13 protein-coding genes and 1 pseudogene are annotated in these 12768 nt (G+C 40.4%); 8 read left to right on the forward strand and 6 right to left on the reverse strand.

All coding sequences use genetic code 11. The features are described from left to right. Positions 1 to 151: 151 nt before the first annotated feature. Positions 152 to 988, reverse strand: coding sequence for a GIY-YIG nuclease family protein (locus QUB80_RS00290; protein WP_289787506.1), 837 nt, complete (start codon positions 986 to 988; stop codon positions 152 to 154). A gap of 216 nt (positions 989 to 1204) precedes the next feature. On the opposite strand from QUB80_RS00290, the pseudogene QUB80_RS35145 reads away from it, so the two are divergent. Continuing rightward, a pseudogene (locus tag QUB80_RS35145) lies at positions 1205 to 1777 on the forward strand (transposase). On the opposite strand, the gene QUB80_RS00305 reads toward QUB80_RS35145, so the two are convergent. Genes QUB80_RS00305 through murG form a run of 3 tightly spaced genes read right to left on the reverse strand, consistent with a single transcriptional unit; the run spans position 1774 to position 3632 of the window. Then, positions 1774 to 2037 carry a DUF6737 family protein gene (locus QUB80_RS00305; RefSeq protein ID WP_289787509.1) on the reverse strand — a complete coding sequence of 88 codons (264 nt, stop codon included), beginning with the start codon at positions 2035 to 2037 and terminating at the stop codon, positions 1774 to 1776. The pseudogene QUB80_RS35145 and the gene QUB80_RS00305 overlap by 4 nt on opposite strands. Before the next feature lie 30 nt (positions 2038 to 2067). After that, positions 2068 to 2502 (reverse strand): hypothetical protein, encoded by a 435-nt coding sequence (locus QUB80_RS00310; RefSeq protein WP_289787510.1) that lies wholly within the window; start codon positions 2500 to 2502, stop codon positions 2068 to 2070. 56 nt (positions 2503 to 2558) lie between these two features. After that, the gene (gene murG, locus QUB80_RS00315) at positions 2559 to 3632 is read right to left on the reverse strand and encodes an undecaprenyldiphospho-muramoylpentapeptide beta-N-acetylglucosaminyltransferase (RefSeq protein WP_289787511.1); all 1074 of its coding nucleotides are present in this window, start codon (positions 3630 to 3632) and stop codon (positions 2559 to 2561) included. A 158-nt stretch (positions 3633 to 3790) separates the two neighbouring features. On the opposite strand from murG, the gene QUB80_RS00320 reads away from it, so the two are divergent. From QUB80_RS00320 to QUB80_RS00330, 3 genes are all read left to right on the forward strand, one after another. Beyond that, positions 3791 to 4606, forward strand: a complete 816-nt coding sequence (locus QUB80_RS00320; RefSeq protein WP_289787512.1) for a DUF8623 domain-containing protein — start codon at positions 3791 to 3793, stop codon at positions 4604 to 4606. Positions 4607 to 4633: 27 nt separating this feature from the next. Next, positions 4634 to 5416, forward strand: a complete 783-nt coding sequence (locus QUB80_RS00325; protein WP_289787513.1) for an SDR family oxidoreductase — start codon at positions 4634 to 4636, stop codon at positions 5414 to 5416. A gap of 368 nt (positions 5417 to 5784) precedes the next feature. Further along, complete coding sequence (locus QUB80_RS00330) at positions 5785 to 6141, forward strand: hypothetical protein (protein WP_289787514.1); 357 nt, start codon at positions 5785 to 5787, stop codon at positions 6139 to 6141. Positions 6142 to 6282: 141 nt separating this feature from the next. On the opposite strand, the gene QUB80_RS00335 is transcribed toward QUB80_RS00330, so the two are convergent. Further along, on the reverse strand, positions 6283 to 7074 hold the full coding sequence (locus tag QUB80_RS00335; RefSeq protein ID WP_289787515.1) for a M15 family metallopeptidase: 792 nt from the start codon (positions 7072 to 7074) through the stop codon (positions 6283 to 6285). A gap of 101 nt (positions 7075 to 7175) precedes the next feature. Between QUB80_RS00335 and QUB80_RS00340 the strand changes: the two genes are divergently transcribed. Further along, the gene (locus QUB80_RS00340) at positions 7176 to 8093 is read left to right on the forward strand and encodes an AEC family transporter (protein ID WP_289787516.1); all 918 of its coding nucleotides are present in this window, start codon (positions 7176 to 7178) and stop codon (positions 8091 to 8093) included. 355 nt (positions 8094 to 8448) lie between these two features. Here QUB80_RS00340 and QUB80_RS00345 read toward each other — a convergent pair whose 3' ends face one another. Continuing rightward, positions 8449 to 8967 (reverse strand): phosphoribosyltransferase, encoded by a 519-nt coding sequence (locus QUB80_RS00345; protein ID WP_289787517.1) that lies wholly within the window; start codon positions 8965 to 8967, stop codon positions 8449 to 8451. 68 nt (positions 8968 to 9035) lie between these two features. Between QUB80_RS00345 and QUB80_RS00350 the strand changes: the two genes are divergently transcribed. The 3 genes from QUB80_RS00350 (at position 9036) to QUB80_RS00360 (ending at position 12764) form a co-directional block, all read left to right on the forward strand. Beyond that, on the forward strand, positions 9036 to 10484 hold the full coding sequence (locus tag QUB80_RS00350) for an MFS transporter (protein ID WP_289787518.1): 1449 nt from the start codon (positions 9036 to 9038) through the stop codon (positions 10482 to 10484). A gap of 254 nt (positions 10485 to 10738) precedes the next feature. Then, positions 10739 to 11137 (forward strand): DUF1622 domain-containing protein, encoded by a 399-nt coding sequence (locus tag QUB80_RS00355; RefSeq protein WP_289787519.1) that lies wholly within the window; start codon positions 10739 to 10741, stop codon positions 11135 to 11137. A gap of 367 nt (positions 11138 to 11504) precedes the next feature. Then, positions 11505 to 12764: an MFS transporter gene (locus tag QUB80_RS00360; RefSeq protein WP_289787520.1), complete on the forward strand. Its 1260-nt coding sequence runs from the start codon at positions 11505 to 11507 to the stop codon at positions 12762 to 12764. The last annotated feature ends 4 nt before the right edge of the window (positions 12765 to 12768 follow it).

A 12768-nucleotide genomic window follows, 5' to 3' on the forward strand; every position in this document is an offset into this window, starting at 1 on the left:
ATCGCTTCCTACACTCGGTTATCCAATGGGATGATTTTCGTTTTTTTGATTCCCAAATTTTGAAGAGAAGCTGAGATCCCTGACATCTTCAAGATGTCGGGGATCTTTGTGTTCACTATCTGGAAAATACTTCTTACAGAATGTAGTAAAGTCAGGAAAATTTATGTGGCGAAAGTAAATTGATATTACCTAGACGTAGTAGATCTTTGGTAAAAGAAGAACATTCACAATTGGTAAATCCTAATTTTAGATAGCTTCTCTTAAACTCCTCAAATCCTGGTATTTTGTTGAGAATATTATAAGGGTTGATAAATATTTTAGAAGTTCCCCCATAAACAACATAATCGTAACCAAAGCAATTAGAATCTTCATATCCATAAGGTATGAAGCAACTTATGAGAAGATAAATTCTTTCTTGTTTGTATGGAAATAGCTCAGAAAGGTGAGGATAACCTGTCATTGCATAATCTTGGTAAGAGCCAGAGGCTATCAAGAAAATAGGACGCTGTTCTTCGATAGCTTTAGTTAATAGGGGTAATCTACTTGTATTAATTGTTAATTCATCTCCATCTTGTGCATCAAAATGTGAACAATAGCCTGCTTCTCTAACTTTATGAATTTGAATATAAGTTGGGCCATGTTCTGTTATAATTTTTGGTTGATTTGGTACAGGTGTATTATTAAGAACTGGCTTGTATTCATTAATAGCTTGCTTCTCCAACTTTTTAAGAGAACCTGTTAAATCTGAGATTGTAGCTAATAAATCCTCTGTTACAACGCGGTAGCGTATCATAGGATTTTCAATACTCTCAAACTGTCCTTGACGGTGATGGTTTATATGACGGCTTTTCAAATTGCGTGAAAGACCAACATACATAACTGGAGAAGCACTACTACCTATATAATAAATACCTGGTTTTGCTGGTAGTTCTTTACGTTGGATGTAGGGTAGAAGTGGCATATCCTTGTAATTGAGCTTCAACTTCATAATCTTTATTTCTCCCTAGCGCTCGTAAAGTTTGACCACTAGGTTAGTTTGCCCATAATGTATGTTTAAAATTCTACTGATGAATAAAGTTGTTGTTCGATTAGGGGCTAACGCGGATTAGAGGTTTAGATCCCCGACTTTTCTCAAAAGTTGGGGATCTGATATGCTCAGACTTCAAAAAGGTAATACTAAAGGCAATATCTTATATTTTTGCTTATGCCACGAAGAAAGATTTCCCTAGAAATTGGGAACTTTTACCATATTTACAATCGGGGTAATAATCATCAAATAATTTTCTTTGAGCGTGAAATTTATATTTATTTTCTTCGCTTGGTAAAAGAACATTTAATTGCCAACGCAATAGATATTGTTGCTTACTGTTTAATGCCCAATCATTGTCATTTTTTGGTCTATTTAAGAGATGAAACCTTGCCTGATGCAATGAAATCCCTTTCACTTTCCTACACGAAGGCAATTAATAAGCGTTTTAATCGTTCTGGGATATTATTTTAGGGGCGGTTTCAAAGTATTCATCTTCAACAAATCGATCATTCTGATCAACATCTCACATTATATTCATCTGAATCCGGTAAAAGCAAGACTGGTACAGCAACCTGAAGAATGGGAATTTACCAGCTATTTGGAATATGTAGGAGTGCGAAGAGGAACCCTGCCCAAAACAGAATATATTAAAACCTTAATTCAGGAAGAATCAGCTTATCAACAATTTTTGACTGAATATAACCTACCTGATAGTGCTGGCTTCAAAGTTTATTACTTGATGATTAGCTTGGTGTTCTAGTTTCTGGCTCATTTTCTGATAATTGATAGGACTCCAAAAGACCACTGCGAATTATTAATTGCGGCCAGATTAATAAGAAAAAACCCATCCATGTGAGTACAGGAATGGAGACAAGAATTGTGAACCAAATGATTCTAAATAATATCCAGCTACCACTAATTATCGTCAAACCCGTGAGCAAGATTGACCAAGGTTGACACCACCAGGGTTTATATTTCCACGGGCTTATAGGCTTTTTTTCAGACATTTACTTCAGTTATCAAAGGAGTGTTGTGATTTAATTAGGTTTCCACTTTTCCAAGGAGATATATTCGCCCTGCAATATATCTAGAACTTGGATATCACCACTTGGACTCAAGACACGAAACCAGTAAATTGTGTCTGTGTAGTCTACATGATTTTCAAATACTTGCACTGTGTAATAAGGTTCCTCTGGAGTAGGATGGCTATCGACGGCTGCGGCGACACGTATTGTTCCTTTAGAAAGCCGTTCAATAGTTTTTGCTTTGCGTTGCACTTGTGGCAATTTCCATACCAAATTCAAGGCAATTTTCTCATCAATTACTTGAGTAGGTTGGGAAATTGTAGAGGAAGATAGAACTCTCGAAACTTGAGGTTTATGAGTCTGAGCAATGGCTGAATAATTGACTAATCCCATGAGCGAAACAGCCATGAATGGGTAAGTTACCAATTTTTTGACAGTACTAGTCATCAGCATAGTTGTTTGCTTGTGATCGAGAGTTCTGAATTTTAGTTTGTAATATAACTTTACCTCTCAACTACCTCACGCACCAACTGTGCTAATTTTTCGGCGCTATCAGGAATAGCGATCGCCTTTACTTTTTCCCCCATTGCCTTTAACTCATCTGGTGACTTCAACAACCGCAAAACTTCTGTTTGCAATACCTCGGCAGTTAACTCTGATTGCTGAAACATCAATGCCGCATCAACTGAAGTAAAGACCTTGGCATTATAGGTTTGATGGTCTTCAGCAGCAAAGGGGTAAGGAATCAAAATCGCAGGTGTACCGCACACTGCCAATTCTGTTAAACTGCCAGCACCAGAACGACTAATGGCTAAATTTGCTCGTCGCAGCAACGCCGCCATATTGTTGTAGAATGGCAAAGAAATATACTGCGGATGCTGCAAACTATCCGCTTCGGGATCGTTGTCACCAGTTAAATGCACAACCCAAGCACCAGCATCAAACCAAGCTGCTGCACACTGGCGCACTAATTTATTAATACCGACTGCACCTTGGCTGCCACCAAAGACAATAATTAAAGGCACATTCTCAGGAATAGGTAAATCTAACGTTGCTTCAATACCTGGTTCTAAAAATTGAGAACGTACTGGAGTACTTGTATAGATAGTTTTGGCACGCGGTAAATACTTAGCTGCAACTTCAAACCCCACTGCCACTGCGCTACACCAAGGGCCAAAAAAGCGTGTTACCTTTCCTGGTAAAGCATTCGATTCGTGAAGAATTACTGGTATACCCAGCGATCGCGCTGCAATTACACTAGGCCCAGCAATATAACCTCCCGTGGTGAATACTCCCTGAAATTTACCTTGTTTTAATATTTTCCTGACTTGGAGAACCGAACCGATCAGTTTACCTAAAGTCAACAGTGATGAAATTCCTAAACCTTTTTGAAACCCTTCAACAGAAATAACATTCAATTTATACTGTTGGGGAACTAGTTGAGTTTCCAGGCGGTTGGGGACGCCCAGCCATTCAATTTGATAATCTGGCAACTGCTGTGCCAGTGCGATCGCTGGAAATAAATGCCCACCAGTTCCGCTTGCAGCTATTAATAATCGTATTGGTGCTTTTGCCATCTACCTATTACCATGTCAGCCCTTAGCTTAACTAAGATAAAGCAATTTCCCTATTTTCTTGTAGGCTCTTTTAGAAATTAATTTACTACGGTTTCTACTGTATGCGTTTTACTTGAGAACAGGGAATATTTTTTGTAAACAAAGCTAACTAATCACCTATGAGTAAACTAATCGCCTTGCTATTGAAACGCCAATCACGCTTTTCGTCTTCTCGTTGGCTAATTTTGTTAATGCTCGCATTTGGTTTGACAACAAGTTGGAAATCTGCTCAAGCTGCCAATCCACCCAGCAATGCTCCTGCTCAACTAAAAAATCTATTGACGCAAATCGATGCAGCAGCCAGTCGGGGTGATGTCAAAGCAGTAATGCAGTTCTATAGCCCCAATTTCGTGCATGGCGATGGCTTAAATCGCCAAACGATGGAACAAGCTTTAACTGGGTTTTGGAAGAGATATCCCAAGCTGAAATACACCACCCAACTGCAATCTTGGCAACCTCAAGGTAACCTGATTGTCGCTGACACCGTTACCAAAATTACTGGCTTACCTGCCGCTAACAATGATAATTTAGCTCTGTCAACTACCATCACATCGCGTCAACGCATTGCAGGCGGAAAAGTTATTCGTCAAGACATATTGTCAGAGCGTACCCAAATTACCTCTGGTGCCAAGCCGCCTCAAGTTGATATCAAATTGCCACAACAGGTAAAAGTTGGTCAAAAGTATAATTTTGATGCGATCGTCCAAGAACCCTTAGGAGATGATTATCTTTTAGGTGCAGCTTTGGAAGAACCCATTCAAGCAACCAAATATCTCAACCCTACACCTGTAAATTTAGAATTACTTACAACTGGTGGACTTTTTAAAGTTGGCAACGCACCTGCTAAACCTGGCAGTCAATGGGTTTCTGCGGTAATCATGCGTGGAGATGGTATGACAATGATTACTCAGCGTATGCAAGTAGTGAATAAGTAGTTATTAACTATTGACTCTTGACTAACAATGCTTTCTGTGCAAAACAAAATTATTTTCATTACTGGTGCCAGCAGTGGAATTGGTGCTGCTTGTGCAAAAATCTTTGCTGGTGCTGGTGCAAAATTAATTTTAGCGGCGCGACGTTGGGAACGTTTGCAAAATTTGGCAGATGCACTTGTACAGACGTGCCATGACGCGTCTGTACAGATACACTTGTTACAGTTAGATGTACGTGACGTTAGGGCTGTAGAATCTGCTATTTCTAACCTGCCTTCCGCTTGGTCTGATATTGATATTCTCATCAATAATGCAGGTTTAAGTCGGGGTTTAGACAAACTCCATGAAGGCAGTTTCCAAGATTGGGAAGAAATGATTGATACCAATATCAAGGGTTTGCTTTATCTTACCCGCTACATTGTTCCTGGTATGGTTGAGCGCGATCGCGGCCATGTGGTAAACATTGGTTCGATAGCCGGTCATCAAACTTATCCAGGTGGAAATGTCTACTGTGGCACGAAAGCAGCAGTCAAAGCCATCTCTGAAGGTTTAAAACAAGATTTGTTGGGAACGCCTATTAGGGTAACTTCTGTTGATCCTGGTATGGTAGAAACGGAATTTAGCGAAGTACGCTTTCATGGCGATACACAACGTGCCACGAAAGTTTACCAAGGATTAACTCCTCTAACTGCTGATGATGTGGCTGATGTTGTATTTTTCTGTGTAACTCGACCAATACACGTGAATATTAATGAAGTCATCCTGATGCCAGTTGATCAAGCTAGCACCACTCTAGTAAACAGGCAAAGTTAAAAAATTAAGAATAGTTAGAGATTGATTTTGTATCATCGCGGTAGATAAAACCTCCGCGATTTTTGATTTTTATTGCATCTATCCAAAAGATATAGTTTTTAAATTGTAAACACAACTTCAGATAGATAATTTGGTCATTACTGAAGAGTTAGTTATTTATATTAGCCCTGTTTCGATTTAGTATTGCTTGTCTTTAAGTGACTTTGACTAAATATTTTTAAATATTTAAAAAAGATACTTTTAAATTGGTTTTCTACAGATCAAGTACAAGTAGGACATTTTCCTCGTTGACGCTGAATAAAACTGCTTGTCCAGGGAAAATTATAACAAAATGGCAATTTTATCCAGGGTGTGCAGATACGTAAGTAATGTTTGAAGTTAAAATGCAGCAGCAAGAAGTTTTCATCGAGCAACCCTCCAACCAAGCCCCTAGTGATACAACATTTGTAAATCAATCAAACATACCAGTAGGAGGGATGTTATTAGCTTACTTGAGTTTTATTTTTATTGCTTTGGTGACAGTTTTTTGGCATCCCAATTTAAGAAAGGCTGTAATTGATCGCATTTTTACCGTTAAGCATAATCACCAAATTCCCTGTAATAAATGTAAGTTTTTTAAAAACAACCGCTATCTCCAATGTGCGGTACATCCTACTAAAGTTCTCAATCCAGAAGCAATTGACTGCCCTGATTATTTACCTAAACAGAGAAAAATTAGTCACTAGTAGTCTTGGCTAAACTGCATAAGCTAAAAGGGTAATGGGGAATGAGAAAGAGTATGAGGGAGTGAGGGTGCATTTTTCCCTTATATTTTCCCTGTTTGATACTCTTACTCCTCTTCCCTTCTGCCATCTGCCTTTTACTAACTACGGATTTTGCTGAGGCTTAATATTTTTGGCTTTATAGAAAGTTTCCAAGCTGTCGCGATCGCCTACAAAACGCCAATGCCAAGGTTCATAACTCACACCCTGCGCGTTATCTTTGGGAAAGGACATTTCAAAGCCGAAACGAGCAGCATTTGCTTGTAGCCACTGAAAAGCTCTAGTATTTTCAAAACTGGGAACTAGATTAGTTGCTGGTGTTGCACCATCCCCAATATCTACTGCATAACCTGTATGATGCTCGCTATGTCCGGGAGGAGCACTTAAAGCAGCTCTTTGTGCTGGTGTTTGATTGCGTTGAGCACCAATGTTAAAAAATAACTGTTCCTGTTCTTTGATAGAACGAAAACCTGAAATTGCTACTAAATTTACACCCTGACTTTGCGCTACTGCTACCATCTCTTGAAATTTTTGGGCGGCGGCTTTTCGCATCCTGATTCGTCCATTGGCGGCGATCGGCACAAGATCTGACTCAGGTGCTTGGGGGTATGCCAAATGCCCTAATACTTGGTTAGGAGAAGAATTTTCAGACTGCGGGCTAGCAGGAGTTAAATTTGTGGAGGATAGAGAATCTTTTTTCGGTGCAGTCAAGGCAAAGAAAAAACCACTAATTACAGCCAGCAGGATAACTCCCACTAATCCCCCAATTGCTAAAACCAAAAGGCGAAAACCCATCTTGGATTCTGCTTCTGGAGTTTCGCGTAAAGCTACCGGAATCTCTTCTTCAGAGGCAGGCGATGAGTTTCGCGGTTTTCCAGAAAACTCAGCGTTATTCAATGGTTAACTCCTGCTTTGTCAAAAGATTTATAACAGATTGTAAACTGGAGGGGAATAAAGCTAGTTAGTATCATTTTACATAATTAGTTCAGGGTGTACTTTTGACAAACCTCTTAGAACTATACGTCAAACTAGTCGGCTTAGTATCGGTAGGATTCTTGCTGGGACTCAGACTACCTGCCACTATTCCCACCCATTTAGGTCAGTTCCTATTCTGGGTAGGAGTACCGTTAAGTATCGTAACTTTTTTACAAAAAGCTGACTTATCGGGACAGATTTGGATTGCACCTCTGATTGCTCATTTAGCTATTTTACTAGGGGCATTTTTAGCTTGGATTGGGGTGAAATGGCAAGCCCTTTTTGTAAAAACAATTCCCCAGCAAGCAACTCAAGCTAGCATTATTCTTGCGGCAATGGTAGGTAACACCGGCTATTTAGGCTATCCAGTAATTTTAACAGTGGTTGATACCCAATACTTTGCCTGGGCTTTATTCTATGATCTTTTGGGTACAACGTTGGGTGCCTATGGTTTAGGTGTGGCATTAGCAGCACGTTTCAGCAGTGGTGTCTACAACGCTCGACAAATTCTGAAGGCAATTTTAATCAATCCGGCTTTATGGAGTTTTGGCTTTGGCTTGTTGTTAAGACAAGTAACAATTCCTGCTAGTATTGGGCTATGTTTGGAGACATTAGCCTGGACTGCTGTAGCATTATCGTTGTTGTTAATTGGAATGCGTTTAAGCAAACTTAATTCTTGGCACAGCCTACCACAAGCAGGATTTGGCTTAGGAATAAAGATGCTGTTAGTTCCTTTAATTTTGGCTAGCACTTTACCACTTTTTGGTATAACAGGAGCAGCAGCACGAGTAATAGTTTTACAAATGGCAATGCCTCCAGCTTTCGCTACGCTCATCATTGCCGAGACTTTTAATCTCGATCGCAACCTAGCAGTAACTGCCTTAGCTGTGGGAACTATGGTGTTATTAGTGACTCTGCCCTTGTGGCTATGGTTGTTTTAAAAATAAAGCAGAGGGCAGTAGGCAGTAGACGCGGGTAGACGCGGAGCGGTGAGACAGTGCGGTGAAGCAGCACTCTTGGCGGGTTTCCAACCGACAGTTCCTACAACGGAGCGGAGCCGGAGACTCCGAAAGCTCCGGGGAACCCTCCGAAGTCGCCACCCTACGGGAAGCACCTGGCGTCACGTGGCGTGAACTGGCGTACCCGAAGGGTTTCCGTAGGTACGGCGTATCCGTTGGTAGGAAATTAACAATTTTGTAGGGTAGGCACTGCCTAACTTCGCTCAAACCTTATTTTTACTTAGTATTAAGCATACAGTCCTCACACTACAACCATGAGTAAAGTGCTACATCTCCACTAGCATAGTTGACTCGCTTTTTCTACAAGTTCGGCTGGATTTATTAATTCGTAAGGTTCAAAGGGTTGATGAATCCAAGGATTGTCTGGTAAATAATCGACGTAGTAATCAGGTGTTATTACTGAACAAGCTTTATACCAAATTACAGCCGTGCGAATTTCCTCGATGGGAAAATCAGAATAATTTTGAAGCCAAGGTATAGTCTCTTTGAGCGTTACTCCAGAGTCTACCAAGTCATCTACTAACAGAATACGTGAACCCAACTTTTGGGTAGTCATTGTCATATGCTCTGAGAAGATTAGTTTCCCTCTTTCTTGCTTACTAGACCCACTGTAAGATGATGTTGCTAATATTGCTAGTGGCTGCTTGTAAATACGGGAAAGAATATCTCCTACTCGCAACCCTCCTCTAGCAAGACAAACTATTTGGTTAAATTTCCAACCGGATTTATATATTTGCGCTGCTAGTAGTTCAATCTTATGGTGGTAATCTGACCAAGAAATGTAAAGGTCTAGCATAGGAAAATATTTATAGCTAATACTGGATGGCAACCAAGCTTTTTATTTTAATATGAGCGCGAGGCAATATGAGCAATTCTGCCCCTTTAGGTGATCCGCAACAAATTACCGATGGTGACAAACTAGATTTAAAAACAAAACTAGCTTATGGTGCAGGTGATTTAGGCCCGGCGATTACTGCCAATATTGCTATATTTTTTCTGATGATTTTCTTTACAAATGTAGCTGGAATTCCGGCTGGGTTGGCTGGCAGTATTTTAATGATAGGAAAGATTTGGGATGCAGTGAATGACCCGATTGTAGGGGTGTTAACTGACAAAACAAAATCTCGTTGGGGACGCCGTCTACCTTGGCTGTTTTATGGAGCGATTCCGTTTGGAATTTTCTTCTTTTTGCAGTGGATTGTACCCCGATTTAGTGCTAATGAGAGCGCAAACGTTTGGTGGTTGTTTTGGTATTATGTGGCGATTGGAGTAATATCTCAGGTTTTTTATACTGTTGTCAATTTGCCTTATACGGCAATGACTCCCGAACTCACTCAAAACTATGATGAACGCACTAGCCTCAATAGCTTTCGCTTTGCTTTTTCCATTGGTGGCAGTATTTTGTCATTAATTTTGGCAAAAATTATTTTTGAGCAAATTCCCAGTCGAGAGCAACAGTATATTGTATTAGCGGCAATTTGTGGGGTAATTTCTGTCTTGGCATTGTATTGGTGCGTTTGGGGTGTGCGCGATCGCATTTTGGCTTTTGAAGCAAAACGCACTCAAACTGAGGAATCCGCATCTATTCCTTATCAAGAACAGTTCAAAATTGTCTTTAGCAATCGACCTTTTTTGTTCATCATCGGTATTTATTTATTCTCCTGGTTAGCAGTACAGGTAACCGCAAGTATTATTCCTTATTTTGCAGTTAACTATATGCGCCTTAGAGAATCAGATGTTCCTACAGTATTGATTGCAGTGCAAGGTACTGCTTTGTTGATGCTATTTGTCTGGAGCGCTCTTAGTCAACGGGTAGGAAAAAAAGCTGTATATTTTATGGGCATGAGTTTGTGGATGCTAGCCCAAGCAGGACTATTTTTTTTACAACCAGGTCAAATTGCTTTGATGTATACTTTGGCAGTGATGGCTGGTTTTGGAGTTTCCACTGCTTATCTTGTTCCTTGGTCAATGATGCCAGATGTGATTGAATTAGATGAACTTCAAACTGGGCAACGCCGTGAAGGAATTTTTTATGGCTTTATGGTGTTGCTGCAAAAGTTTGGTTTAGCATTTGGACTGTTTGTAGTCGGAATAGCACTAGAAGCATCTGGTTTTATAGAGGCAACTCCAGGGCAAAGTACACTACCTACGCAACCAGAATCAGCATTATTTGCTATCCGCATCGCTACTGCGCCTTTACCTGCTATTTTCTTGATTGGTGGACTATTGTTGACATATTTCTATCCTATTACTCGCGAAATGCACGCCGAAATCTTGCTCAAACTGAGGGAACGTCAACAGAACCAATCATAGAAACAGCGATCGCTTCTTACAAATTTTTTATCTTTTGATTGTAATTTTAAATATTAAGTATTCTCATATCATCCTGCAAAAATAGTTATCTGCTCAAAGATTCACAGTGATAACGCATTTGTAGAGGCTGTGCTATCACAAAGTACAAATTGCCCAAGCTGTAATCAAAAGCCAAAACTATAGATGTGGCTCCACACCTTTTAACCTATTGAAACGACGTTAGCTTGAAACCTTTGGATCAGAGGAAACGATGAATGGAATGGTTTAAACCTCTGGAAAATAATTTGGACAAAGTTGCAACACTAGTTCAATTTTGTTTAGAAACTATCTCCGTAATTTGTGTGGTAGTGGGATTGCTAAAAACAATACAAATTGTGATCGTTCTGAGTCGCCGTCGCCACAATCATCCCTTCCCATTCAATCTCTTGAGACTACGCTTTGGCATCTGGTTAGCTCTGGCATTAGAATTCCAGCTTGGGGCTGATATCTTAGCCACTACAATTGCTCCAACCTTAGAAGAATTGGTTAAGTTGGCACTGATTGCTGTGATCCGAACTTTCCTTAACTACTTTTTAGGTAAAGAACTAGAAGTAGAATCTAAACTGCAAAAGCAAAGAGCAGAACTTGCTGTAGAGCAATTTGTTAAAGAATAAGTGTGCAGTTAGCCAATAAAATTTACTGACTGCTGAAATATTTATTACAATTTTGTCTTTAAGACAGATATTTTATGAAACCAAGCAGCTAATTGGAAGCAGAGTTATAGAAAAACCGCTGCTTGTTCCTAATCTCCAGTCACTAATTCCAAATCCCCTTTGCAGGTTATTTACACTGATATTCCAGATTCCCTTCTGTAACAAGTTTGTTACGAAAGCAATCAATGTTAATATAATTGTCATCAAACTTTGACTTTTCTCAAGTGATTGCTCTGCTGATTTTTAGCGTTGGCTTTTGATGCCTAATTGCTAAGTTTTGAGCATCCAGACTTGTAAAGTGGGAATTGAGTTGGGAGATCCAAAATCCATGCCAAAGCGCAAAGAACATTTTGAGCATCTACCTCATGCGGAAGCAGCCGATCGCACTATTCGCCTCAAGCAGCATAGAAACTTGTTTGCCTTACTTTCAATTGCTGCCGGTCTAATTTTTCTTCAGGGATACATGATCGCGCCCCTGATTCCGCGTTTGGCTGAAGTGTTTAATGTTCCGGTTCAGGAAATCGGATTTATTGTTCCAGCCTATATGTTATCTTACGCGCTGATGGCATTATTCTACGGTGTGCTGTCAGATCGATTTGGACGATGGTCTGTAATTCGCATCTCGCTCTTCATTTTTGTCATTTGCACCGCGTTAACTGCAACGGCTCAGACAGCTTCTCAAATGGCGACTTGGCGTCTTTTGACTGGAGTTGGAGCCAGTGGAGTCATTCCACTCACCTTTGCCTTGATTGGCGATTTGTTCCCGTTCGATCAGCGAGGCAGCAAGCTAGGATTAGTGTTTGCAGCAATGGAAGGGGGAATGGCGGCAGGTTCTGCGGGTGGTGCTATTCTGGAACCGTTTGTGGGTTGGCGATCGCTGTTTCTTGGTACGGCTGTTCTTGCTGCTTTGGTACTTTGGCGGCTGCATCTTTACGGTGCTCTATTTGATACACCCATGGTAGAAAGGCTACCGAGTATTCGTGAGATATTTAGGGGATACAGCCAGATACTAACCAGTTTTCGAGGACAAAGAACTTATGCCTATGTTTTGTGGAACGGCATCTACCACTCTGGCGTATATACATGGCTAGGGCTGTACTTGTCGCAACGTTACAACATGGATGCATTGAGTATTGGTTTGACTATTCTGGGCTATGGCATTCCTGGATTATTACTGAGTTCTCTGATTGGTAAAGCCGTGGATCGTTGGGGACGTCGTTGGCTAATTCCGTCAGGACTAGTGATGGCAGCCCTGGCTGGAATTGTTATGATTTTTGAGATTCCTCCTTATGTAACAACTATTGCAGTTCTCGTTTTGTCTTTGGGGTACGACCTTACCCAACCTTTATTTGTGGGTATTGTCACCGATTTGGGGGATGGCAATAATTTAGGTCAAACTATGGGACTCAAGGTGTTTACCCTGTTTACTGGATTTGGCTTTGGCAGCCTCATATTTGGAGAACTACTGCACTTTGGATTTGGAGTGTCTCTTGCGATTTTTGGCGGCATTCAGTTAATTACTGGTTTGGTCGCAATTCCACTATTTTGGCAGGAAGTTCCATCTAGATTACGTACAGAAAAACTTTAAATTT

Origin of the sequence: Chlorogloeopsis sp. ULAP01 (genome assembly GCF_030381805.1) — a bacterium.
Classification (GTDB): Bacteria; Cyanobacteriota; Cyanobacteriia; order Cyanobacteriales; family Nostocaceae; genus Chlorogloeopsis.